The organism is Xanthomonas sp. D-99 (assembly GCF_017746145.1).
In the GTDB taxonomy this organism is placed as follows: domain Bacteria; phylum Pseudomonadota; class Gammaproteobacteria; order Xanthomonadales; family Xanthomonadaceae; genus Xanthomonas; species Xanthomonas cissicola.
In genome coordinates this window covers 40454-65177 of record NZ_JAGHWU010000061.1, presented here as the reverse complement: position 1 = coordinate 65177, position 24724 = coordinate 40454, and the positions used below count along the sequence as shown (strand labels likewise).

Below are 24724 nucleotides of genomic sequence, written 5' to 3'. Positions count from 1 at the left end.
GCTGCAGCGTCGATGCGCAGGGCGTGCTTGGAACGGGGCGCCTGCAACGACGGTGCTTGCCGTCGGGCGGGCGCGGCCATGGCTGGGCACTGGCGCGTCCGCATCCACGCTCCGCGCCCTGCGCGCCGTCCATGCTCCGGACCAGGACTTGGCACGTTTCGCCAGCGGCTTTTGTTGCTGAGGCTGCGCCTGCATCGGCTCTGGTCGACACAGCGCACCACCGCGCGGACGCATGATCGGGTAGTTGGTCGCTCTCCGAAGGATGCTTGCATGTCACTGTTGGTCAATGCCTATTCCACGCTGCGCACGCCGCTGTGGCCGGACTTTCTGCCGCAGGCTGCCGTGCAGCACCGCGACCATGCCGATCCGGCATTGGTCGATCACTTGCATGGCTTCGTCGGCTACGTGAATCAGGCCGGCGATGGGCAGATGACGCAATCGCGCTATCACCTGATGCGGCATGTGCAGCGGGTGCGGCAGCACTTCAGCTTCCAGGTCGATGATGCGGACTTCGGCGCGCTGGCGCAGTGGGCCGAGCAGGCCAATGCGGTGTGTTTCCTGGCCGATGGCAGCGTGCGCGACCCGCACGGGCGGGTGCTGATCAGCCAGGGCGAGCCGGCGATCGACGACGATGCGCAGGTGCCGTATCCGCCCGATGCGTTGCAGCGGCGCGCGCAGCAATCTTCCCTGCTGACCGCGCAAGGCATCCGCGTGCCGCCCAGCCTGCCGCCGGTGCCCGGCGAGGCCGAAGCACGCGTGCGCGATGCGGCAGTCGTCAGTCGACGCATGCTGGCGTTGTTTGCGGTGGCGCTGCGTGCGGAGATCCTGGCAACAGGCGATACGCCGCCGTCGCTGGACGAGGTGGAGACGCGCCTTCCCGGCGTGGCCGCGGCGCTGTCGCCGCAGGAGCGCGCCTTCTTCGCCCAGGCAGCACCGGATGCGCAGGCGCTGGCCAACTTCGGCTGGCGCTACGAAGCCCTGGCCGCACAGCGCGCGCTGGACAACGCGCAAGCCGCCGAGCGCACGACGCTGGCACGACGCCCGCTCCCCGAGTTGCTCGACACGCTGGACCGCCACCTGCGCCTGCACTGGGCGGTCCGCCAGGCCGGCCGATCCGGTCAGCCGCTACCCGCCGGCATCGTGCCGGGCGTGGTGTATGAGCGACATTACGCGCTCAATTGGCTACTGCACTTTGAAGATGCCGAGTGGGACGAGGTGGAGACGCCGACCTGAAGCTGGCGTGCCCCAACCCGGCGTTCGAGCGCGGGCAGTGCGGTTGCACGGACGCGGGGGGACTTGCCGTGCATCCATCCGGCACGTGCACAGACTGACACGGTGCAGCCGGGCGACAAGGGCAAGGTGGATCTGGCGGGCGATGCCGCATGCCTCTGCGTGCGGTGGTGCGTGTTTTGTGATCCGGCGACGGCCGTATCATTAAAGGCAACAGGCGCCGATGCTGCAGCACACCTGTCGCACTGTCATTGCAGCCGTCGGCGGGTGCTGCCGATAGATCAGGCGCCAGCTGCGTCCAGCCGCGCCTGTACCGCCGCGAGCGCTTCCTGCAGTTCGACGACCGTCGCTTCCAGTGCCTGCATGCGCGCTTCCAGCTCGCTGGTGTCGCCGCCGCTGCGCGCGCTCGGTGCCGCTCGCGCGGCGGCGGCCTGCAGCGCCTCCACATCCAGTTCGCCGCTGAGCAGATGCGCGTAGCGATCTTCGCGCTGACCGCTGGTGCGCGGCAGTTGTGCGGCCAGGCCACGCTGGATCAGCCGCTCCAGGTGATGGCGCACGTCGTCGGCGTCGTTGAAACGCGCCAGCCGCTCGCTACGTGCATATAGCTCGCCCAGCGTCTGCGCGCCGCGCAACAACAGCAGGCCGATCAGTGCGACTTGCTGGCGGGTCAGATCCAGCACGCTGCCCAGGCGGTGTTCGTAACGCTCGGCACGCGAAGAAAACTGCTGGCGCACCAGGCCCAGGGTTTCCAGCTGGCGCAGCGCGTGGTGCACCACGCCAGTCTGCAGATTCAACACCGGCTCGCGCGCGGTCTTCTGGTTGGCGGCCACCTGTGCGGCATTGACGGTGAGGGGGTACGCGTCTGGCGTGGTGGCCTCTTTTTCGATCAAACAGCCGAGCACGCGGGCCTGGGCGGTGTCGAGGACGGGCGGGGGCGAGGTCTCTGTCATGGGTGACTCCGGGGCAATCAGCGCACAAGGATATGCCGATCCGCTGCCGGCGTTCTTCCGCTGCGACGCCATGCAAGCTGGCCGACGGCATCGACGGTATCGCGCATGTCAGCGTCGCGCGCCGGCAACGGGTCCGTACATCCGCGAGCGATGCGACGCGAACCGGCTAAAATCGCACGCTTTATTGCCGATCCTGTCCCGGTGGATGCCATGCGCCCCTCGCTTTACGCACCGTTGTCCCTCATCGCTTGCACCGCGCTGGCCCTGAGCGCCTGCAAGCCCGCCGACACGCAGCCAGCCCCGCACGCGCAGAAAGCCACCGCAACTGCCAATGCCGACGCCAGCGTTGCGGTCAGCAAGGCCGCGACGTCGACCACCACCGCACCGGCTGGCGACGACAACCTCAACGCAGTGCTGTGGATGCAGCGCTCGGAGGAATACCGCGCCGTGGCCGAGCAGACCTACCGCGCCGCTGCCGACAAGCTCGATGACGCGCTCAAGCAGCCCAACTGGGATGCGCTGGTGCCGGAAGAACGCGGCAACGCCGCCACCGGACTGAAGCCGGCCGTGGTGCTGGACGTGGACGAGACCGTGCTGGACAACTCGCCGTACCAGGCGCGCCTGCTGCGCGATGGCAAGGAATACGACGAGCTGAGTTGGGACCAGTGGGTGGCCGAGAAGAAAGCCACCGCCATCCCCGGCGTGGTGGATTTCGCCAAGGCCGCCAATGCGCGCGGCATCACCCTGATCTACATCTCCAACCGCGCCGTGCACCTGAAGGACGCCACCTTGGCCAACCTGCGCAGCGTGGGCCTGCCGGTGGCCGACGACAGCGTGTTTCTCGGCCTGGGCACGGTGGTGCAGGGCTGTGAGCAGAACGGCAGCGAAAAGAACTGCCGCCGCCAGCTGGCCGGACAGAAGTACCGCGTGCTGATGCAGTTCGGTGACCAGCTAGGTGACTTCGTGCAAGTCACCGCCAACACCAGCCAAGCGCGTGGCGCGCTGCTGCAGCAGTATCACGACTGGTTCGGCGAACGGTGGTGGATGCTGCCCAACCCCAGCTACGGCGGCTGGGAGCCGGCGCAGTTCAATAACGACTACGCGCAACCCTGGCAAACGCGCCACGACGCCAAGCGCGCTGCGCTGGAGGTGGCCCGATGAGCCGCGCGCCATTGCCGCTGGCCGCGCATGAGCGGCTGATCTTCGCGCTGGATGTGCCCAGTCACGACGAAGCAATCGCCTGGGTGGACCGGCTCGGCGATTCGGTGTCGTTTTACAAGATCGGTATGGAGCTGCTGGCATCGGGCGAGTACTTCCACGTGCTCGATGCGCTGGCCAGGCGCGACAAGCGCGTGTTCGTGGACCTCAAGTTCTTCGACATTCCTGCCACCGTGGCCGGCACGATTCGCCGCCTGGCGCAGTGGCCGGTGAGCTATTGCACCGTGCACGGCTGGCACGCGGGCATGCTGCAGGCTGCCGCCGAGGCCAACCACGGCGACATGCGCCTGCTGGCGGTCACGGTGCTGACGTCGATGGGCCGCCCGGACCTGGCGGCAATGGGCATCGACCGCGAAACGGTGGACGTGGTGGTGGAACGTGCGCTGGCTGCGCAGGCCGCCGGGATCGATGGCGTGATCGCTTCCGGGCAGGAAGCCGGCCCGATCCGCCGTGCCACCGGTCCGGGCTTCTCGATCGTCTGCCCCGGCATCCGCCCTGGCGGCCCGGTCGGCGACGACCAGCAACGCACGGTCGGCGTGGCGCAGGCATTGACCGATGGCGCCGACGCGATCGTCGTTGGCCGCCCGATCCGCCTGGCGAGCGACCCTGCAGCGGCGGCTACCGCCATCCAGGCGGAGATCCGCGCGGCACTGACGCAGAACGGAGACTAATCTCGCTATAACAGTTGTTAGCTCGCAAACAAATCAATGGCTTAGACAGCGACAATTAAAGCATTGCTTTAACGTGAAAGACTCGTTAACATCCCGGCGTCCGATGTCAATCGGAAGCTGTGTCACTCATTGTCCACCGGGCTTGTCCCGGTTTTCGAAGGGATCGCGCCTTGTGCCCGATCCTTTTTTTTTGGCCGTCACGTTGCATGTCGCGGCCACCGACGGCAATGGCTGGTCGCGTGATGGCAGCGAATGGCGGGTTATTGGCGGCACCAGGCGAGCATGCATCGCCTGGACGTCCGAGCGGACTGCGCCGTTAGTGCATGCTTGATCTGTGCATCCGTGATCGGCCATCCGTAACTGCCCCGCCACCATCAGTACAAGCGCAGTGCAAAAAGGCAGTTACGGCAACGTCGCTGCCTTGCAATAGCGGTCGATGAATTGCTGGTGGCTCGGCATCACATCCACGCAATGCGAGATGGTTTGCGCCACGCTGGCCAGGAAGCCTTCGGCGTCGCGGTCGGGCACCTGGTCCACCAGCGGGTGATACCCCTGCGGCAGGATGCCCTGGCCCACCAGTACCTGCACCCAGCTGATCTCGGCGAACATCTCTTCGGCGTTGCGATAGAAGCGCCCGCTGTCGCGGAACAGGTCCAGCGTGGCCTGCAACTCGGGGGTGATCGGCATGTGGCGGCAATGCCACCAGAACGCGCTGTCGTCGCGTTCGGTGGCGTGGTAGTGCAGCAGCAGAAAGTCGCGGATGCGGTCGAACTCGAATGCCAGCCGGTCGTTGTAGCGCTGCACCAGCACCGGGCTGATGCCCTCGCGCGGAAACAGCTCCAGCAACTTGGAAATGCCGGACTGGATCAGATGGATGCTGGTCGATTCCAGTGGCTCCAGAAATCCGCTGGCCAGCCCCAGCGCGACGACATTGCGGTTCCAGCACTGCTTGCGCCGCCCGGTGGTGAAGCGCAGCGGGCGCGGGTCGGCCAGCGGCTTGCCGTCCAGGTTGGCCAGCAGCGTGGCGGCAGCTTCGTCGTCGCTGATGTGTGCGCTGCAATACACATAGCTGTTGCCGGTGCGGTGCTGCAGCGGAATGCGCCACTGCCAGCCGGCTGCGCGCGCGGTGGAGCGCGTGTACGGCGTCGGTGGGCCCACTTTTTCGCAGGGCACCGCCAGCGCGCGATCGCACGGCAGCCAATGGGTGAAATCGTGATAGCCGGTGTGCAGCGCTTGCTCGATCAGCAGCCCACCGAAGCCGGAGCAGTCGATGAACAAGTCGCCATGCACCACCTGCCCGGAAGCCAGCTGCAGCGATTGCACATGGCCGCTTTCCGGATGCAGCTGCACCTGCTCGACCAGCCCTTCGATGCGGCTAACGCCACGCTGCTGCGAATACCGGCGCAAAAAGTGCGCGTACTGCGTGGCATCGAAGTGGTATGCGTAAGCGATGTTGGCCAGCGGCGAGTTGGCCGGCACATCGCCGGCGGAGGTCATGAATTTGCCGCGCGTGGCCGCTACGGTGTTGAGCGTGTACGCCCCCAGCGGCTGCGCTTTACCGCGCGCGTGTTGCTTGATCCAGTATTGGTGGAACGGCAATAGCCCCAGCGGGTGCCCGATCTGGGTGCCGAAGCCATGCATGTACGTACTGCCGGGGCGTTGCCAATCGACGAACTCGATACCGAGTTTGAAGCTGCCCTGGGTCTGGCGCACGAACTCGGCCTCATCGATGCCGAGCAGGTTATTGAAGGCCTTGATGTGCGGCACGGTGGCTTCGCCCACACCGACGGTGCCCAGCTGTTCGGACTCGATCAGCTGCACCTTGAAGGTGGGCCCAAGCACGCGCGCAAACGCGGCGGCCGCCATCCAGCCGGCGGTGCCGCCGCCGACAATGACGATGTTGCGAAGTGGAGCGGGAATCATGTCGATGCATTCCTGAGCAAGACAGCGGACGGACACACGAACGGGGCCAGTTGGCCCCGTTCGACAGACCACACGCCCGTCCCGGCGCATGTGGCAAGGCACGCATCAGAACTTGGCGCCGATCTCCAGTACGACGCTGCGTGGCACGTAGTTGATCTCGCCGCTGGTGTTGATGGCGATGTCCGGAGCGAACTGACCATTGCTACCGAAGCCGTTGTAGGCGTACGCGCTGTAGTTCTTGAAGTTGAATGCGTTGAGCAGGTTCACACGTGCATTGAGCTTGAAGTCGCCGGCCACGGTGAACTCCTTGGTGGCCTGGAAGTCCACCGTGCGGTAGCCCCAGATATCGCCGCCGACCAGGAACTTGCCGCTGCCCGGCGGGGTGACGCCGACCTGCTGGCACGTCGCGCCATCGGGATCGGTGAAGCCGAAACAGGCGATCGTGTTGATCGGCTCGGGCGTGGCCAATACCAGCTTGGCACCGAAGGTCACGCCCCATGGGCCGTCGATCGAGCCGGAAGCGACGAAGCGATGCGCGGCCACGGCATCGGATTTGACGAACGGATAGCCGCGGATGGTGGCCTTGTCGAAACCGTAAGGCTCATCGATGTTGCGGTTCTGGCGCGCGCTGGTGTGGGTGTAGGACAAGGTCAGGCCCCAACCGGACTCCTTGGTGTACGGCTTGTCGGCCGACAACAGCACCTGGCTGTTGCGCTGCTCCAGGCCGTTGCTGCCCAGGATGGTGTTCTGGTAGCCCGGCACCGGCTCGCCCCACGGCACGTTGCCATTCTGAAAGTAGGAGCCATCCGGATAGCGGTTGATCAGACCCATCGCGAACCCGTCGTAGCTGAGGATGCGCTGGAAGGTCACATCGGTCAGCCAGTCGCCCACCTGGTTGGTGATGCCGATGCTGTACTGGTCGCTGTACGGCGTCTTGAGCTTGTTGTTGAACATGAAGAGCTCGGCGCTGCCGGCGACACCGGGAATGGTGTTGAGCTGATCGATGCCGTTGAGATAGCGCGGGTCGAACGCCACGCAGGTGCGATCGGCGCGATAGCAGGTGCCGGTGGCCGGATTTTCTAAATACACCGCCACCGGCGACAGCGCCGCCTTGCTGGTTTCCAGCGCCAACTGTTCGAACAGGTTGCGATCGTAGGAGCGCGCGGCACCGCCATGCACGATGGCGGCTTCGTCGCCGAAGATGTCATACGAGAAACCGAAGCGCGGCGCCCAGGCATCCTTGAAGTTCTTGCGGTTGTTGCCGGTGCTGATGTAGTCGGCCACATTGATGCCGCTGGGCAGCAGACGATTGGCCCAAGGCTGGCCAGGATTTTCTGCATCGTTGGCATACAGCGCGTCGACGAAGGCCTGGGAGGTGACGAAGTTGGTGTAGGCCGGAGTGTCTTCGTAATCCCAGCGCACGCCGATGTTGATCATCAACTTGTCGGTGGCGGCCCAGTCGTCCTGCAGATAGATTCCGTACTGCTTGGACGGGGAGACCACCGTGGCGCGCTGCCCTGGCGTGGTGTAGGGCGCGATGAAGTCCACGCGGTATGGTGTGGCGTCAATGCTGCCATTGCTGACGCGATAGCTGAACTGCGGATTCAACGCCGCCGCATCCTGCGAGGTGAGCTCGATGTCCTTGTAGTTCACACCCATCTTGATGGTGTGTTCGCCATGCCACTGGAAGCTGGTGAAGGTCAGATCGTTCTGGATGAACCAGCCTTTCTGGCTCTTGCGCTGCGCGTTCTTGCCGCCAGCCGAACCGGTGGTGAGGAACGTGCGCTCATCGATATCGGTGGAACCGGAACGCGGCTGGAAATAGGTGTAGACGATGCCGTTGCCCAGGGTGCGCGGGGTCGGGTTGTTCTCCGAATTTTCGGTGCCGACGATGACCTCGTTGAACCAGTTGTCGGCACTGTGCTGCCAACGCAGGTTGGTGCGCTTGTCCTTGTTGATCTTGTCGGTGGCCTGCGCGAGCGTGTTGGTACCGCCGACGTTGGCGGTCTGGGTCTCGTCGCGGTAGATCGTGCTCAGCTCGATGCGATCGCGATCGGTGGGCTCGAAGTCGATCTTGCCGAACAACAGGTCTTCTTCGAACGGCATATTGGCCGGGCCATACTGGCTGGCCAGGTTGGCCGGCAGCTGGCTGACGAACGCCGCCGCCTCGGAACTCGGCTGCACGCTCTTGGGCGCCACGTTTTCCTTGCCTTCGTAGGCAACGAAGAAATGCATGCGGTCCTGGATGATCGGCCCGCCGAGCGCGAAACCGTATTCCTTGGTCTGCGAATCGATCTTGCCGTTGGCTTCTTCGTCGGGCCGCTTGTCGCGTAGATCCTGATCGGTATAGCGATAGAACGCTTCGCCGTGGAACTCGTTGGTGCCCGACTTGGTGGCCGCGGTAATCGCCGCGCCACTGATCTGGCCGTACTCGGCCTTGTAGTTGGAGGTAATGACCTTGTATTCGCCGATCGCCAGCTGCGGGAACGGGTTGCCCTGCGTATCGCTTTGACCGGCGACGCCACCGCTACGCACGTAGCTCTTCTGGCCCACGCCATCGATGTACAGATTGCCGGCACTGGCATTGGACGCACCGCCGCGCAGCTTGGTGTTGCCGTTGCCATCGACCTGAAACACCATGCCCGGCACGGTATCGGCAAACTCCAGGAAGTTACGCGTGGCCTGTGGCAATTGCTGGATCTGACGCGCGCTGATGGTGTTGCCCACCTCCGAGGTCTTGACGTCGCGGATCATCGGCGCGCTGACCGTCACCGTATCCAGCGTGGTCGCATCGCCTGCGGGCGCAGCGGCCGTCTCGGTGCCCAGATCGACGGTGGCGCTGGAGGCCACCGACAGGGTCACCGTGCGGCTGATGCCGTTGGATTCGACCTTGTAGGTGCCCGGCTGCAGCCCGACGATGGTGTAGTTGCCGTTCGCATTGACCGGCGCGCGCCGCACCGAGCCGGTGGCGATGTTGGTGACGACGACTTCGCTGCCGTTCTGCGCGGAAGCGACCTGGCCACGCAACGTGGCGTTGCTGGACTGGGCCATGGCCGGTGTGGTGGCGAACAACGAGGCGGCCAGGGCGCAGCACAACAGGCTGCGCGCCGGCAGGGTGGAGACGGTGCGGTGATTCTTCATGACTTTCCCCCTCCCAGGGGTAAAGCGCGACGCAGTGCAGTGACTGGCGCGTTGGGTTGGTGCTTTGGTGTGGAACACAGGGACAACAGGCAACGACAGCCGCGAGGGCTGCAAGAACAACAAGGGTCTGCGGTGACGGGTGCTTGCTCCTTCAGGCACGGGTCGAGATGGGTGAAGCAGTGGCGGTGCGTGGCCGATGCAGCGCCTCGGCAATCACCGGGCAATGCAAGACCAACGATGCACCAGGATGCGTGCCGTGCGCGGAGGCCAGCACAGGCGGCCTCCCTGTGCTGGCATCGCTGGCGGGGTTGCTAGCGACTTACCAGATGATGCGTGCGCTCAGGAACAGCGTCCGCGGCGAGGTGGACAGCGCGCCGTACTGATTGATGCTGGCGCGCGGGTTGTAGACGCCGTTCTGGCCCCAGTCGATGGCGTACTGGTCGTAGTTGCGGAAGTTGAGCGCATTGATCAGATCCCCGCGCACCTGCACGGTCAACGCCTCGGTGACATGCATATCCTTGGACAGCGACAAATCCAGCTGCCGCGTGCCGAAGATGTCGCCGCCGGCGATGAACTTGCCGCCCGGTGCATCCACCGAGACGATACGGATGTTGTCCGATGGCTGGCCGCCGTACTGGTCGTAGGACACCGCTTCATTGCGCGGCGGCACCGTGGCCAGGGTCAGCTTGGCCGAGGCGCTGATGCCCCAGAACAGATCGTAGATGCCGGTCAGTACCAGGCGATGGCGCGGCACTGCGTTCAGATCCAGGAACGGGTAGTCGGCGATGGTAGCCGCATCGAACCCGTAGCGATCATCGTTGCCACGGTTACCGCGTGCGCGCGAGAACGTGTAGGCCGCAGTCAACCCCCAGCCGCTTTCCTGGGTATAGGGCTTGTCGGCCGACAGCAGCAGCTGGCCGGTCTTGGTTTCCACGCCGTTATTGCCGATCAGCAGCGAACCGAAGCCCGGCGGATTCTCGTTCCACGGCTGGCCGCCATTCTGGAAGAAATCGCCATTGGGGTAGCGGTTGCCCAAGGTGAGGATCAGACCGTCCTTGCTATGGATGTAGGACACCGTGGCCGAGGTGTTCCATTCGCCCAGCCGCGTGCGCAGGCCCAGCGAATACTGGTCGGAATAAGGCGTCTTCAGATCGTTGTTGAGCAGGTCGATTTCACCGTTGCGCACCCCTGAATTGACCAGACTGCCGAGGCTTGCCGGATCGCTGAGGTAGGCCGGATTCCAGTTGACGCAGGTGCCCGGCGCCGGCGTGCAGCCGGGCGCGGCTTCGGCAAAGCGGAGCGTGTACTGCGCCAGCGCCGACTTGACCTGCTCCAGTCCCAGTATGTCGAACAGGTTGCGGTCGTAGCTGCGCCCGGCACCGCCGAACAACACCAGCGATTCGTCGCCGCGGAAATCGTAGGAGAAGCCCAGGCGCGGCGCGAAGTTGTTGTTGTCCTGCTTACGGTTATGGCCGTTGCTGATGTAGTCGTTGATGTTGACGCCGCCCTTGGCCAGTTGCTCGGCGTAGGTGGCGCTCACCGTCGGGTCGGTGCCGGGGCCGTTCAAGGCCGCCACCACTTCCGGCGGGGTCACGTTGTCCAGATACGAAGGAATCTTCTCGCCATCCCAGCGCACGCCCAGGTTCAATTGCAGCTTGTCGTTGACGTCCCAATCGTCCTGGATGTACAGGCCCAGCTGCTTGCTCTTGGTTGTCACCGACGGCGCCGCACCGGCAAACGGCAGATTGAACTTCACCTGGTACGGAATCGCCGAGGTTCCCAGGCCATCGGCCACCGAATAGTAGAACGAAGGATTGACCGCCGCGTTTTCGCTCTGGGTCAGCTCCACTTCCTTGTACTTCACGCCCATCTTGATGACGTGGCTGCCGTGCCAGTCGATGCTGTTGAAGGTCAGGTCGTTCTGGAAGCTCGGGCCTTTCTGCCCCTTGCGCTGGATCGCCAGGCCGCTGGTGGCGTTGTCGCGGATCAGCACATCGTCTTCGGCGACGCCGCGGGTATAGATGTTCTGGTTGCCCAGGGTGAAGGCATTGGGGTTGAACAGCACGTCCTCGTAGGAGACACGCGCCTCGTTGACGTAACGTTCGCCGAAATGCTGCCAGCGCAGGTCGTAGCGCTCTTCGGTGTTGAGGTTGTTCTTGCCGGCGATGGCGGTGTTGCGGTCGCCCACGTCGTCGCGGCTCTTCTCGTCGCGGTACTTGGCGGTCAACTCCAGGCGATCGTTCTCGCCAACGTCCCAGTCGATCTTGCCGAAGTACAGGTCTTCCTTGAACGGACGGGTGACCGAACCCAGGCGGCTCTGCACGCCGGCCGGCAGGTCGTCGCTCAATGCGCTGAAGCTGTCCGGCACCGAGACCGGGTTGGCCGACACCTCGAAGCCCTTGCCTTCGTAGCTGACGAAGAAATGCGCCTTGTCCTTGACGATCGGCCCGCTGAAGGCCATGCCGTATTCGTCCTGGTGGGTCTGGCGCTTGCTACCGTCGGCATTGGGCGCACCGGCGCGCTCGTCGGCCTGACGCGCGCGGAAATCGGTGTTGGTGGTGCGCCCGAAGATCTCGCCGTGGAACTCATTGCCGCCAGACTTGGTGGAGGCCACGATCGCCGCCGACCCCACCTGGTCGAACTCGGCCTTGTAGTTGGACGTAATGACCTTGTACTCGCCGATCGCCAGCTGCGGAAACGGGTTGCCCGCGCTCTGCTCCTGGCCGGAGACGCCGCCGAACAGATAGCTCTTCTGGCCCACGCCGTCGATGTAGACGTTGACCGCCGAGCTGGCCTGCGCGCCACCGCGGATGCGGCTGTTGCCGTTCGGGTCGGTCTCGAACTGCATGCCGGGCACGGTGTCGGCGAACTCCAGGAAGTTGCGCGTCAGCTGCGGCACCGTGTTGATCTGCTTGAGCGACACATTGGTGCCCACTTCAGAGGTCTTGACCTCCTGCAGCGAGGTGGCGGTGACCTTGACCGTGTCCAGGGTGGTGGCGGTGCCATCGGCGGGCGTGGTCGTCTCGCCGCCACTGCCCAGATTCAGGCTCACCGACGAGGCCACCGACAAGGTCACCGTCTTCTCGGTGCCCGGGCCGGCATCCACCTTGTAGGTGCCCGGCGGCAGGCCAACCAGGGCATAACTGCCGTCCGGCCCGGTCGCCACGCTTCGCGTCGTGCCCGTGGCGACGTTGGTGGCGGTCACGGTAGTGCCAGCCTGGGACGCGGCCACTTGCCCGCGCAGGGTGGCGTTACTGGACTGCGCCATGGCCGGGCTGGCAGCCAGCAACGACGCGGCCAGGGCGCAGCACAGCAGGCGACGCGCCGGCAGGGTGGAGACGGTACGGTAGGTCTTCATGACTTCCCCCTCCCAGGGATCAGGCGCGTACCGGCAGCGTGGTCGGCGTGGCGCAGGGTGACGCGTTATTTCCAAGGACGATCGAGCAGCGGTAGCGGCAACGATAGAGTTATAAAAAACATAAGAAAGCGTAAATAATTCGTGAAGATGCGATGTGGCGCATCGTTGTCAATGTCCGGGTGTGCTACGGGCGGCGCTGGAGGCACGCACGATCAGCTCCGGAACCATCTGCGAAAATGCCGGCGGTGCGGCTTCGGCAGGCGGTGCAGGCGCATCGACCAATTGCTGGCCCAGCAACAACTGCAGTGCGCGCGCGCCCAGGCCGGCGATATCCACCCGCATCGTGGTCAGCGCAGGCAGCACGTAGCGCGCCATCGGCACGTCGTCGAATCCGGCTAGCGCAATGTCCTGCGGCACCTTGAGCCCGGCATGGCCGAGCGCGAACAGGCAGCCCAAGGCCATCATGTCGTTGGCGGCGAACACCGCGTCGGGCCGCGTGTCCCGGGCCAACGCCTGGCCGGCGCGGTAACCGGATTCTTCGTCGAAGTTGCCGGACAAGACCCACGGCTGCACGGCCGGGTCCAGCGCCAGTTCGTCGCGATACCCGCGCAGGCGCTCATGCGCATCGAAGTTGTCGTCCGGCCCGGCGATGAAGGCGATGCGGCGGTGGCCACTGTCGCGCAGATGCCGGGTCATGACCCGCGCGCCGCCGTAGTTGTCCACATTGAGCACCGGGCGCTGGCTCGCGCTACCCGCGCAATTGAGCAGCACCGCCGGCAGGCCGCCGGGCAGCGCGTCTTCATGCACGCCCGAATCGCCCAGCGACGGCGACATCACCACCACCCCGTCCACGCGCCCGGGCAGGCGCTCCAGTGCCCGGCGCTGCGCCTGCGGGTCGCCGTGCGAGCTGGACACCAGCAGGTGGTAGCCCTGGTCGCGCGCCACCTGATCGATGCCGCGGATCAATTCGGAAAAGAATTCGCCATGCAGGTCCGGCAGCACCACCCCGATGGTGTGGGTGCGCCGGCTGCTGAGGCTGCGCGCGGCGTGGTGCGGGATGTAATTGAGCGCACGCGCCACCTGCAGGACACGCTCGCGCACCGACTCGGCCACGTGCTGATGCCCGTTCATGGTGCGCGAGACCGTCGCCACCGACACCTGCGCTTCGCGCGCAACGTCCTTGATGGTGACGCTGCCGCCTTCGGACCGTGGCCGACTCATGCTGTGGCGTTCTCCAGGTCAACGCACGTGGCGCCGCGCGCCGGGGTAAGGCGCACGGCCTGCTGGCACCGAGCGCCCGTGTCGGACAGGCACATGCATGACATCAGCCCCATCTGATGGTGACCCCCAAGCGAGATGCAGCGCACGCTAGCAGGAACTGCAATCGCTTACATGATGCGCCGCAGCATGAGGTCAAACGCAAGTGGCGCAAGGGCTGCAGCCCGCTCGCTGGACAAGTTTGTCCGAATAAGACATCGGCAGCCAATGTCGGACACTGGTCGACAACATGCCAGGAACTACGAAAACGTAACATCTGCGCACCATACCCTGGCGCACGGTTCAGGCCCGCCTTGCCGCCAATGCATCCAGACAGCAAGATGCGCCGATCGATCAGGGGGAACATCGTGCGCATGTCGCTACCTACCGCCCGCGCAGGGCGGTTCCACTCCGCTGCGTGGCTGCTGCTGGCCGCGCTGTGCGTGAGCGGCTGCCAGCGCAACCAGACCGCGCCGGCACTGCCCGGCGCCAAGGCCGAGCCGGCCGCGGCGATGCAGGCGATGACCCTGCCGCTGCGGCGCAACGATCTGGTGGCATACGCGCGCATCCGGGTAACGCCTGCGCAATACACCCAGCTGGAGGCGGCGTGGCGCGGCGGTGCAAGCCGCTGGCCGCTGACCGAACTGCCGCTGCCCAATGAAGTCGGCGCGCTGCTCGGGTCGTTGTCGGCGCCCAATGCCGAACGCCGCCTGCAGCAGGCCTTCGATGCGCAGCTGGCCGGCCAGGCGCAGGGCATCGCCCAGGCCGCGCAATCGCTGGGCCAGTTCGGCGTGCAATACCTGCGTAGCCGCAACGACTACCAGCCCGAGCAGCGCGCCCATTACGTGCAGTTGGTCGACGCCTTGAGCGCGTGGGCTGCCACCGCGCCGCTGGCCGATCGCCCCCGCGCCAAGGCCAGCATCGCCGACCTGACGACCGCCGCGCGCGCCACCGGCATCACCTCCGATGCCGACCTGCAGCGGCTGGGCATGGAAGAAAGCCTGCGCCGGCTCGGGCCGTTCTGGGAAACCTGCAAGAAGGTGCTGGAGCGCTACGACCTGTCGATCGACAGCAGCCTGGACGCGCTGCGGACCGGGTTGATCAAGCAGGATGCCGACACCGCCCAGGTACGGCTGCGCTATCCGCTGGCCGCCCACGATATCGATCTGAACGTTGCGCTGATCAAGCGCGATGGCCACTGGTACCAGCTGCAGACCCAGAACGAAGTACAGGCGCTGCTCGATGCCCAGCCCGCGCCCCTACCCAGCGCCACTGCAGCGCCCGACACCGCAGCGGCCGCGCCGGCGAAGCCTGCCGACACCGGGCACCGCCCGGCTGGGCGATAATGACCGTGATGCCAGAACAGAATCCCCTGCCGTTTCCGGACGGCCAGCCCAGCCCGCCCAGCACTGCCGCAGCCGACACCGGCGCCACGACGGCGGCATTGCCGCTCGCCGAGCCGGTACCGCCAGCGGTTGCGCCATCGATCGCCCCCGGCGTTGCCGCTGCGCGCAGCGCCAAGCGCCCCTGGTGGGCGCGCCTGCTCGGCCGTCTGGCAGACCCCTGGCTGAGCCTGACCATCGAGCCGGACCAGCCCGGTCGCTACGACGACGGCCGCCCGGTCGTGTACGTGCTGGAAGACTACGGCATGTCCAACGCGCTGATTTTGGACAAGGCCTGTCGCGAAGTCGGCCTGCCGTCGCCGCTGGTGCCGTTGCCGGGCGACCCGCTGGAGCGCAAGCGCGCCTACCTGGCGCTCTCACGGCGCAGCAGCAGCAATTCGCTGATTCCCGAGCAGCGCGGCGGCAAGACCCATTCCGATTCGCTGGCCAAGCTGCTGCAGGCGCACCGCGTGCGCGCCGACCTGGACGTGCATCTGGTGCCGGTGTCGATCTTCGTCGGCCGCGCGCCGGACAAGCAGAGCGGCTGGTTTGCGGTGCTGTTCTCCGAAAACTGGGCGCTGGTTGGCCGCTTCCGGCGCCTGCTGTCGGTCTTGCTCAACGGCCGCACCACCATCGTGCGCTTCGCTCCGCCGATTTCGCTGCGCCAGACCATGGCCGAAGGGCTGCCGCCCGAGCGCACCTTGCGCAAGTTGCAGCGCGTGTTGCGCACGCACTTCCGGCGCATCCGCGAAGCGGTGATCGGCCCGGACTTGTCTACCCGCCGCTTGCTGGTGGACCAGGTGCTGGCCGCCGAGTCGGTACGCGAGGCCATCGCCATCCAGGCCAAGCGCGACAATTCCAAGCCGGTCGATGCCTGGCGCAAGGCGCATGCCTATGCGTGGGAAATCGCCGCCGACTATTCCAGCCCGGTGGTGCGCTCGGCCAGCTTCCTGCTGACCCATGTGTGGAACCGCATCTACGCCGGCGTGCTGGTGCATCACCTGGACAAGCTTAAACAGGCCGCACCCGGACACGAAGTGGTGTACGTGCCCAGCCACCGCAGCCACATGGACTACCTGCTGCTGAGCTACCTGCTCTACGAACGCGGCATCGTGCCGCCGCACATCGTGGCCGGCATCAACCTCAACCTGCCGGTGGTCGGCACGCTGCTGCGCAAGGGCGGCGCGTTCTTCATCCGTCGCTCGATCAAGGGCAATGCGCTGTATTCGGCCGTGCTCAGCGAATACGTCGCCCAGCTGGTGGCCGGCGGCTATTCCATCGAATACTTCGTCGAAGGCGGGCGTTCGCGCACCGGGCGTTTGCTGCAGCCCAAGGGCGGCATGATCGCGATGACCCTGCGCGCGTATCTGCGCCAGCCGCGCAAGCCGGTGCTGTTCCAGCCGGTGTACATCGGCTACGAAAAGTTGATGGAAGGCAACAGCTACCTGGACGAGCTCACCGGCCGGCCCAAGGAGAAGGAATCCATCTGGGGCCTGCTGTGGTCCATTCCCAAGGTGCTCAAGCAGAACTACGGCCAGGTGGTGGTGAACTTCGGCGAGCCGATCGCGCTCAACGACGTGCTGGCCAAGCACGCGCCCGACTGGGACGGCCAGCCGCTGCCGGAAGACGAAAAACCCACCTGGCTGGCGCCCGCGGTGGACATGCTGTCGACGCAGATCCAGACCCGCATCAACTGCGCCGCCGACGTCAATCCGATCAACCTGCTGGCGCTGGCCTTGCTGTCCACGCCCAAGCACGCGATGGGCGAGGCCGATCTGATCGCGCAGATCGAGCTGTGCAAGAAGCTGCTGGCCGAAATGCCCTACTCGGACCGCGTCACCGTCACCCCGCATACGCCCGCGCGCATCATCACCCACGCCGAAGAGATCAACGTGCTCACGCGCGTGTCGCATCCGCTGGGCGATGTGCTCAGCGTCAGCGGCGATACGGCGGTGCTGCTGAGCTACTTCCGCAACAACGTGCTGCATTTGTTCACGGCCTCCTCGTGGGTGGCGTGCTGTTTCCAGAACAACCGCCGCATGAGCCGCGCCGGTCTGTTGCGCCTGGGTCGCACGGTGTATCCGTTCCTGCAGGCCGAGTTGTTCCTGCCGTGGAGCGAAGACCGCTTTGCCGAACGCATCGAACAGACCATCGACATGTTCGTGCGCGAAGGCCTGCTGCTCAACGTCACCGACGACGACGGCGGGATCCTGGCACGCAACACCGGGCAGACCGACGAAGTGTTCCGCCTGCGTGCGATCGGCCACTCGCTGCAACAGGCCTTCGAGCGCTACTACATCGCCATTTCGGTGCTGGTGAAGAACGGCCCCGGCGTGCTCGGTGCCGGCGAACTGGAAAGCCTGTGCCAACAGGCCGCGCAGCGTCTGAGCCTGCTGTACGCACCGGCCGCGCCGGAGTTCTTCGACAAGACGCTGTTCCGCGGCTTCATCCAGAAACTGCGCGAGTTGCGCCTGGTGTGGCCGGACGAGAACAGCAAGCTGATGTTCGACGAGCGCCTGGATGCCTGGGCCAAGGACGCCAAGTTCATTCTGGGCCGCGAACTGCGCCACACCATCGAACGCGTCAGCCCGGCAGCGGCGAAGCCGGACGTGGTCGTGCCACCGCAGTAAGCCGTTGGCGAACGCCTTCAAGCCCTGTGGGAGGCGTTGGGCGCGTGGCGGGGTGTTGGCGAGACGCCTGCCGCCTTCACGCAGCGGTTCCGTTCGTTTCATCGGGCGCTTGCAGCGCTCCCGTTAGCATCGCAGCACCCTTCACTGTGATCGGCTGCGTTGCACCACGGGCGTCGCCGGCAGGAGACTTGCATGCGCGCAGCCATCCACACCCGGTTCGGCGACCCGGCCAAGGTGCTCGAACTTGGCGAGCGGCCCACACCGCAACCCGGCAAGGGCCAGGTCCGCATCGCGATGCGGCGTTCGCCCATCCACAACCATGACCTGTGGACGGTGCGCGGCAACTACGGCTACAAGCCCACGTTGCCGGCGATCGGCGGCAGCGAAGGGTCTGGCGTGATCGATGCGCTGGGCGAAGGCGTCCAGGACCTGCAGGTCGGCCAGCGCGTCGTCGCTGCCGGCGTGCACGAGAGCTGGGCCGACTACTTTCTGGCCGAGGCGACCGGCGTGGTCCCACTGCCCGGTGCACTGGATGACGACCGTGGCTGCCAGCTCATCGCCATGCCGCTGAGCGCGTTGATGCTGATCGAGTTCCTGCATGTCCAGAAAGGCGACTGGATTGTGCAAAACACGGCCAACGGCGCGGTTGGCAAGACCGTCGCCATGCTCGCGGCGGCACGCGGCATCAACGTGATCAATCTGGTGCGTCGCGATGCCGGCGTGGACGAACTCAAGGCATTGGGCATCGGCAATGCGGTGTCGACTGCGCAAGACGGTTGGCAGGACCGCGTGCGCGCGCTGGCCGGCGATGCGCCGATCGTGCGCGCGATCGACTCGGTTGCCGGCAAGGCGGCAGGCGAGCTGATGGGCTTGCTTGCCGAAGGCGGCGAGTTGATTTCGTTCGGCTCGATGACCGGCGAACCGCTGGAGATCGCCAGTGGCGATGTGATCTTCAAGCAGGCCACGGTGCGCGGTTTCTGGGGCAGCAAGGTCATGGCCGCCACCAAGTCCGAGGACAAGCGCCGCATGATCGGCGAACTGCTCAAGGCGGCCCTGGATGGCAGCCTGGCCCTGCCGGTGGAAGCGGTGTACGACCTGCAGGACGCCGCCAAGGCAGCCGCCGCCAGCGCCGAACCGGGGCGTCGCGGCAAGATCCTGTTGCGCGCAGGCTGAGCCCCCGCAGCCGACGGACACAATCACACGCGGCATCGTCGAAAGCCAGACGGTCAACTTAGTGGAGGAGCGCGCCCGAGCGCGACGAAGCCTTCCCGGGAAGGCCCGTCGCGCTCGGGCGCGCTCCTACGGGATCGAGGACGCCAGCTGCTCGAATGCCGCCAACTCACTCCCTTCCCCCGCATGCCGCGGAAGGGGCGAAGGGCGGATGAGGGAGCGCCGCGCCGGCCATGCGTGGACCGCGCCGCCGCAACGAGTGCCCGCGCACCACAAAAAGCAAACCCAACCGCAGGCGCGTGCTATGCCGGCTCGTCGGGAACCAGCTCCATCTCCAGCCGGATGATGTTGTCCTTGATCTGCAGCTTGCGCTTCTTCAGGCGCTTCATCTGCAGCTCGTCTTCCGGATTGGCGGGCACGCGCTGAATCTCCTCGTCCAACGCGCGGTGGGCGCGTCGCAACTCGGCGATCTGCTCGACGATCTCGGCGGTTGACAGGGTGTCCACCCCCCGAGCATACACAACCCCGGGCTGCACGCGTCACCCGCGCTTGCCAAGCGGCCCGGGGCTGCGACAATGCCCGCGCGCCGCGGGGAAACGGCGGCGCGCCTCGTCCATCATTGCCGCGCGGCCACGGCCGTCGAGAAAGGAGTCTTTCGATGCGTCTGCATTCGTCCCTGCTGGCCCTGGGCCTGTTGACCGCCGCCAACCTGGCCAGCGCCGCCGATGTCGCCAAGTACGACGGCTTTTTGTGCTGCAACCTGCGCACCGACGGCAGCTGGATCAGCGACAGCAACTACGCCGAAGACGGCAAACGCATGCTCCCGGTCGGCACCCCGGTCAGCGTCACCGGCTTCGGCCGTAACCGCGTCAACCTCAAGATCGCCGGCGAAAAGCAGTCCATCGGCAACGATTACAGCCGCGACCTGGACAACACCACCTTCGCCGCCCGCTATGTGGTCACCGCCGACCCCAAGCTCAAGCTCGCCACCTTTCCGCCCAAGATTCGCCAGGCCATCGCCGATGGCAAGCTCACCGGCGGCATGACCCGCGAACAGGTGCTGATGGCGGTCGGCTATCCGATCAGCAGCGAAAACCCCAACCTGGACGCCTCGCTGTGGCGCTACTGGCGCGACAGCTTCTCCGAGTACCAGGTGCAGTTCGGCCCCAGCGGCAAGCTGGTCAAGGTGACCGCCGATCCGCAGGTGATGAATTTGATCTGGGTGCCTTGAGGCACTCGGTGGAGCAGCAGGCGCCTGCCTGAGCCGGCATCTGTTATCGCCCCACTGCGACTGATCACTGATGTCGCGCGTGCGCGCGCCGGCGAATGCGAGGCGGCGACCACACCGCGTGAACGTTCGCCCCCGACGAGCGAAGACATGCACGATGGAGAATTGATTGTCCCGCCCGGCGCACTGGCCGATCCGGAGGCCTTCGAACTGCTGCGTCTGTGGGCAGCGAATGAACAGCTGCAGGTGAGCATCAATCGCGAGCTGGGCGGCGGTGCAGAGAACTTCGGCGAACTGCTCGCGGATCTGTTCGAGCACGCCTCGCGTCGCGCAGCGCGATGGCATGCCGGTTGCGCGATGTCGCTCGCGGATGCTGGATGACTTCCTGCGACGCGTTGCCGATCCGAGCGGCCGGCGAGAGGGAGCGCTGCCAGTCGAGCACTAGCGGCGCCGTTCAAGACCCTTGTTGCGTAATCGCGTGCCTCCTCTCCACGGGCGAGCTTCTCCTGATTGCGATGACTCGGTCAGCAGGGAGCCGGGCAGGGACGCATCGCCGTGGCGCCTTTTGGAACCATCGACGCTGGCTTTCTCGCCCGACGGCGAAGATCCTGGCGTCACAGGCCTTCCCGACCAACACTTGATGAGAGCATCATGCAGCGAGATCTGATTCTGTATCCCAAAGACGATAACGGCGACACGCTCTGGCATATCGCACAGCAAGGTGTCGAACTTTCAAAGCCGCGGGAAATCGCTTTTTCAGTCGTCTTCCCCAGCAAGGAATCGGCGCTTGAGTTCTCGGTGAAGATGCTTCGCTTCGAGCAGAAAGTTCGCTGCTGTCATTACCCGGAAAATACGGCGTTTCCCATGGATGTGACGGTCTATCCGACCATGGCGCCGTCGTACAAGGCGATTTCGGCATTCGAGGACGACTTGGCAACCGAGGCCAAGCCCTTGGGCGGCTTGAACGATGGATGGGAACTTTCTGTGGACGCGAACGACGCCTGAGGCGCTCGGCCGGCTCGAGGACTGCACGGCGTGCAGATTCCCCATGGGCGCTTTTGCATCAGCGCGCCGACTGCGGCACACGTCGTAGCTGTGAGACGTCGTAGCCCATTGCGGCAATGCGTTGAACGGCCTGCTGATAGTCGGCATCGGAGACCTGTGGGGTACGCGCCATGTACCAGACGTAATCGCGCTTGCTGCGCGCCACGATGGTCTGCGCATACTCCGCATCCCGCCAGGCGATCACGTACTCGGCCTTGAACGGCCAGAAGAACTGCATGCGCCAGAGCGCGCCATTGCCCTGCTTCGCCACCTGGCCGATCGGATGCATCGACTTGAGCGGCGCCTGGAAGCTGCCCTTGCGATACGTGAAGGTGGTCTGGATGCGACCATCCGGTCGCAGCGCGTAGCTCTCCACCGCGTCGTAGGCATTGCGTTCCGGGCGGGTCGGAATATGCGCGATGACGTACCAGTCGCCCATGAAGCGCGGTACATCGACGCTATCTGCACGGGGCAGGGCGGCACGCGACTCGCTCCCACTCGCACTCCCATAGACCGCTAAGGTCAGCAACAACAGCATCGAACCACCTCGCATGGCAACCTCCACCTGAAGAATCCGTAGACAGGCCTACGGCATTGCAGTGCGTCCGGATGCGACCCCATGCGATGCAGTTCCGGACTGGGCGCACGCTGGCCCTCTCGCCAGTGGGACGACGGTAACGCTCGGTACGTCATGGCGGCGTTCAAGAGCCGCGCCGACGCCTTGCGCATGCCAGCAAACGCGCGCTCACCGCGCGGTGAGCGCCGGGTCGACGATCAGCCGCAACGAGGCTCACGACGCGCCCTGGAAGCGCAGCGGTGACGGGACGTGTCGTTCAGCCACGGCGGTCGAGTCATGACGACTGGTTGGAGTCGCGGCAGCCGGTTACCCAACAGCACTCACCAAGGCGACACCGCATCTTCCCCATACGGATAAATCGTCGCGATCGTTCCATCTGCAGCATGCGCCAGCGGCGCCATCTTGATGCTGCGCAGATGCGTCTGACCGCCCGAGAGCACGCTGTCGTGATAGAACAGATACCACTGCTCCTGGAACAGACAAATGGAGTGATGCGTGGTCCAGCCGACCACCGGTGCGAGCAGCACGCCTCGATAGATAAACGGGCCGTAGGGTGAGTCGCTGGTGGCGTAGCAAATCTGGTGGGTGTCGCCGGTGGAATACGACAGGTAGTACCGGCCGGCGTGTTGGTGGACCCAGGGGCCTTCGAAGAAACGGCGGGCGTGGTCGTCTGCGCGCAGTGGGGTGCCGTGCTCGTCGAGGATGACGACTTCGCGGCTGGGTTCGGCCAGTTCGGTCATGTGCTCGTGCAGGCGCGCCACGCGTGGGCCGAGTGCGGGTGCGTCGCCCACCGGTTCCTGATGCGTTTGCGCATAGGCATTGTCGCGGTAGTGCTGCAGCTGGCCGCCCCAGATGCCGCCGAAGTAGAGGTAATGCGCGCCGTCGTCGGCGGCAAGCACGGCCGGGTCGATCGAGTACGTCCCGGCGATGGGCTGCGGCTCGGCGACGAACGGGCCTTCGGGGCGATCGCCCACCGCCACGCCGATCTGGAACATGCCATCGGCGCGTTTTGCGGGAAAGTACAGATAGGTCTTGCCGTTGCGTTGTGCCGCATCCGGTGCCCACATCTGCCGCTGCGCCCAGGGCACATCGCGCACGTGCAGCACTTGCCCGAGGTCTTCCACCGCTGCACCCGGGTGCGCCATGCGCAGCACGTGGTAGTCCGCCATGTCGAAATGCGAGCCGTCGTCGCTGAAGGCCACGCCGGCATCGAGGTCGTGCGAGGGATAGATATACAACGCACCGTCGAATACATGTGCGGACGGGTCGGCGGTGTAGAGATGGGTCACCAGCGGTGCGGAAATGGCGGTGCGCGCCAGCGCCTGCAGATTAGCGGCTTGCAGTTCATCGGACATGCGCGTACCTGTGCATGAAGTGGGAGGGGAGGTCAGACGGTGGCGAGCGGGACGGTGTGTCGGCGCACGCCCAGTTCGTGTTCGATGCGGGCTTCCAGCGCTTTGTCGATCTCGTACAGCGCCAGCAGTGCGGTGCCGAGCAGAAACGGGAGCGAGGCGTACACGCTGATGGCCAGACGGATGCCGTTGGTGACGGCCGCGCTTTGCTGAGGCAATGCTGCGTCATAGCCATACAACGCCAGGACGCCGGCGACCAATGCACCGCCTACGCTCAGGCCGATCTTCAAGCCGCACAACATCGCCGAGAAGATGATCGCGGTGGCGCGGCGGTGGTTCTTCCACTCCGAGTAATCGGCCACATCGGCGATCATCGCCCACAGCAACGGAATGGTGATGCCGTAGAAGTACCCATGCAGGACGTAGGAGGCGAACACCCAACCGATCGCATTGGGTGGGTACAGATAGAACGCCAGCAGGAACAGCGTGGAGATCAGCAGCGCGCCGCCGAACACATTGCGCTTGCCATGGCGGTCGGCCAGGCGTTTGGAAAAGCCGATGCCCACGATCATCGCCAGGATGCCGCCGGCGCTGAAGACGCTAAATGCGGAAGTCGGTGCATCTTGTGGCCACTGCAACGCGCTCATGCCGGCGCCAGTCAGTACGCTGTTGATGCCGGCGATGAAGCGGTTGAAGCCGGCGTGATCGAGAAACTGCGTCAACGCATTCGCGTCGAGGTAGTACTTGAAGTAGTAGATGTACATCCCACCCTTCATCGCCAGATTGATGAAGACCAGGATGGTGAGCGCCAGCATCACCAGCCAGGGTTTGTTGCGGACCAGATCGGTCAGGTCCTGGCGCACGCTGTTGCGTTGTTCGCTGATCGGCAGCACCCGCTCGCGCGTGGTGAAAAAGGTGATCAAAAAGCACAGCGTGCCGATCGCAGCGAACAGCGCCATGGTGTTGCGAAAGCCCTGCGCCTTGTCGCCATTGCCCAGAATCAAGACCAACGGCAGCAACAGCACCTGGATGATGAACTGCGCAAAGGTCACCGCCAGAAAGCGATACGCCGACAAGCTGTTGCGCTGCTCCATGCTGCCGGTGAGCACGCCGCTCAAGGCCGAATACGGCAGGTTGTTGGCCACGTACACCAGCATCAGCAAGGTGTAGGTGGCAAACGCGTAGGCGATCTTGCCCTGCTCGCCGAGCGTGGGCGTATTGAAGGCGGCCAGCGACAACGCCCCGAAGGGCAGCGCCGTCCACAGGATCCACGGGCGGAACTTGCCCCAGCGGGTGTGAGTGCGATCGGCCAGGATACCGATGACCGGCGTAAACACGAATGCGCCCAGCATGCCGACCACAAAGATCAGCGTCGCTGCCACGCTTGCAGGAATGCGGAACACATCGGTGTAGAAGAACGCCAGGAAAGTGACCAGCGTCTGGAAGATCAGATTGGCGGCCAGGTCGCCCAGGCTGTAGCCGATCTTTTCGCGCAAGGAGAGCTGCTGTGACCGATCGTTCATGAGGTGGGGCGGACTCGAAGGATGCTGCGGAAAACGCCGCGGCGCGCATTGCGCCACCGGTCGCCGCTGG

General features: G+C 65.2%; 18 protein-coding genes. 9 read left to right on the top strand and 9 right to left on the bottom strand.

Annotated features, from left to right (window positions below; genetic code table 11):
- Positions 1–270 precede the first annotated feature (270 nt).
- On the top strand, positions 271–1233 hold the full coding sequence (locus tag J7360_RS17870; RefSeq protein WP_057660786.1) for a DUF4272 domain-containing protein: 963 nt from the start codon (positions 271–273) through the stop codon (positions 1231–1233).
- 278 nt (positions 1234–1511) lie between these two features.
- Here the strand turns inward: J7360_RS17870 and J7360_RS17865 are convergent, their stop codons facing one another.
- The gene (locus tag J7360_RS17865; protein WP_007965310.1) at positions 1512–2180 is read right to left on the bottom strand and encodes a DUF480 domain-containing protein; all 669 of its coding nucleotides are present in this window, start codon (positions 2178–2180) and stop codon (positions 1512–1514) included.
- Positions 2181–2381: 201 nt separating this feature from the next.
- Here J7360_RS17865 and J7360_RS17860 point away from each other — a divergent pair, with 201 nt between their 5' ends.
- The gene (locus J7360_RS17860; protein WP_209034370.1) at positions 2382–3341 is read left to right on the top strand and encodes a 5'-nucleotidase, lipoprotein e(P4) family; all 960 of its coding nucleotides are present in this window, start codon (positions 2382–2384) and stop codon (positions 3339–3341) included.
- Complete coding sequence (pyrF, locus tag J7360_RS17855) at positions 3338–4069, top strand: orotidine-5'-phosphate decarboxylase (RefSeq protein ID WP_007965313.1); 732 nt, start codon at positions 3338–3340, stop codon at positions 4067–4069. The genes J7360_RS17860 and pyrF overlap by 4 nt, the downstream gene beginning before the upstream one ends.
- Positions 4070–4471: 402 nt before the next feature.
- Here pyrF and J7360_RS17850 read toward each other — a convergent pair whose 3' ends face one another.
- The 4 genes from J7360_RS17850 to J7360_RS17835 all read right to left on the bottom strand — a co-directional run bounded on the left by J7360_RS17850 (position 4472) and on the right by J7360_RS17835 (position 13712).
- Positions 4472–5992, bottom strand: a complete 1521-nt coding sequence (locus J7360_RS17850) for a tryptophan halogenase family protein (protein WP_209034368.1) — start codon at positions 5990–5992, stop codon at positions 4472–4474.
- A 105-nt stretch (positions 5993–6097) separates the two neighbouring features.
- Positions 6098–9133 (bottom strand): TonB-dependent receptor, encoded by a 3036-nt coding sequence (locus J7360_RS17845; RefSeq protein ID WP_057660795.1) that lies wholly within the window; start codon positions 9131–9133, stop codon positions 6098–6100.
- Positions 9134–9452: 319 nt separating this feature from the next.
- Positions 9453–12491 carry a TonB-dependent receptor gene (locus J7360_RS17840; RefSeq protein ID WP_209034366.1) on the bottom strand — a complete coding sequence of 1013 codons (3039 nt, stop codon included), beginning with the start codon at positions 12489–12491 and terminating at the stop codon, positions 9453–9455.
- A 168-nt stretch (positions 12492–12659) separates the two neighbouring features.
- Positions 12660–13712, bottom strand: a complete 1053-nt coding sequence (locus J7360_RS17835) for a LacI family DNA-binding transcriptional regulator (RefSeq protein WP_022560414.1) — start codon at positions 13710–13712, stop codon at positions 12660–12662.
- Positions 13713–14122: 410 nt separating this feature from the next.
- Here J7360_RS17835 and J7360_RS17830 point away from each other — a divergent pair, with 410 nt between their 5' ends.
- The 3 genes from J7360_RS17830 to J7360_RS17820 all read left to right on the top strand — a co-directional run bounded on the left by J7360_RS17830 (position 14123) and on the right by J7360_RS17820 (position 18933).
- Positions 14123–15094: a hypothetical protein gene (locus J7360_RS17830; protein ID WP_057660802.1), complete on the top strand. Its 972-nt coding sequence runs from the start codon at positions 14123–14125 to the stop codon at positions 15092–15094.
- The gene (gene plsB / locus J7360_RS17825; protein ID WP_057660805.1) at positions 15094–17760 is read left to right on the top strand and encodes a glycerol-3-phosphate 1-O-acyltransferase PlsB; all 2667 of its coding nucleotides are present in this window, start codon (positions 15094–15096) and stop codon (positions 17758–17760) included. Before J7360_RS17830 ends, plsB begins: the two co-directional genes overlap by 1 nt.
- Positions 17761–17952: 192 nt before the next feature.
- Positions 17953–18933 carry a zinc-binding dehydrogenase gene (locus tag J7360_RS17820; protein WP_057660810.1) on the top strand — a complete coding sequence of 327 codons (981 nt, stop codon included), beginning with the start codon at positions 17953–17955 and terminating at the stop codon, positions 18931–18933.
- Between the two features lie 299 nt (positions 18934–19232).
- Here J7360_RS17820 and J7360_RS17815 read toward each other — a convergent pair whose 3' ends face one another.
- Positions 19233–19436, bottom strand: coding sequence for a YdcH family protein (locus J7360_RS17815; protein ID WP_014091501.1), 204 nt, complete (start codon positions 19434–19436; stop codon positions 19233–19235).
- A gap of 152 nt (positions 19437–19588) precedes the next feature.
- On the opposite strand from J7360_RS17815, the gene J7360_RS17810 reads away from it, so the two are divergent.
- The 3 genes from J7360_RS17810 to J7360_RS17800 all read left to right on the top strand — a co-directional run bounded on the left by J7360_RS17810 (position 19589) and on the right by J7360_RS17800 (position 21163).
- Positions 19589–20161, top strand: a complete 573-nt coding sequence (locus J7360_RS17810) for a hypothetical protein (RefSeq protein WP_014091500.1) — start codon at positions 19589–19591, stop codon at positions 20159–20161.
- Between the two features lie 162 nt (positions 20162–20323).
- Complete coding sequence (locus J7360_RS17805) at positions 20324–20539, top strand: DUF5076 domain-containing protein (protein ID WP_244667827.1); 216 nt, start codon at positions 20324–20326, stop codon at positions 20537–20539.
- A 270-nt stretch (positions 20540–20809) separates the two neighbouring features.
- Entirely contained in the window at positions 20810–21163 is a 354-nt protein-coding gene (locus J7360_RS17800; protein ID WP_209034364.1) for a ribonuclease E inhibitor RraB, read from the top strand.
- Between the two features lie 58 nt (positions 21164–21221).
- Here J7360_RS17800 and J7360_RS17795 read toward each other — a convergent pair whose 3' ends face one another.
- From J7360_RS17795 to J7360_RS17785, 3 genes are all read right to left on the bottom strand, one after another.
- Positions 21222–21755, bottom strand: coding sequence for a lipocalin family protein (locus J7360_RS17795; RefSeq protein WP_007965462.1), 534 nt, complete (start codon positions 21753–21755; stop codon positions 21222–21224).
- 344 nt (positions 21756–22099) lie between these two features.
- Positions 22100–23134 carry a glycoside hydrolase family 43 protein gene (locus tag J7360_RS17790; RefSeq protein ID WP_022560408.1) on the bottom strand — a complete coding sequence of 345 codons (1035 nt, stop codon included), beginning with the start codon at positions 23132–23134 and terminating at the stop codon, positions 22100–22102.
- A 32-nt stretch (positions 23135–23166) separates the two neighbouring features.
- A complete protein-coding gene (locus J7360_RS17785; RefSeq protein ID WP_057662078.1) occupies positions 23167–24654 on the bottom strand; it encodes an MFS transporter in 1488 nt (495 codons plus the stop codon).
- Positions 24655–24724 lie beyond the last annotated feature (70 nt).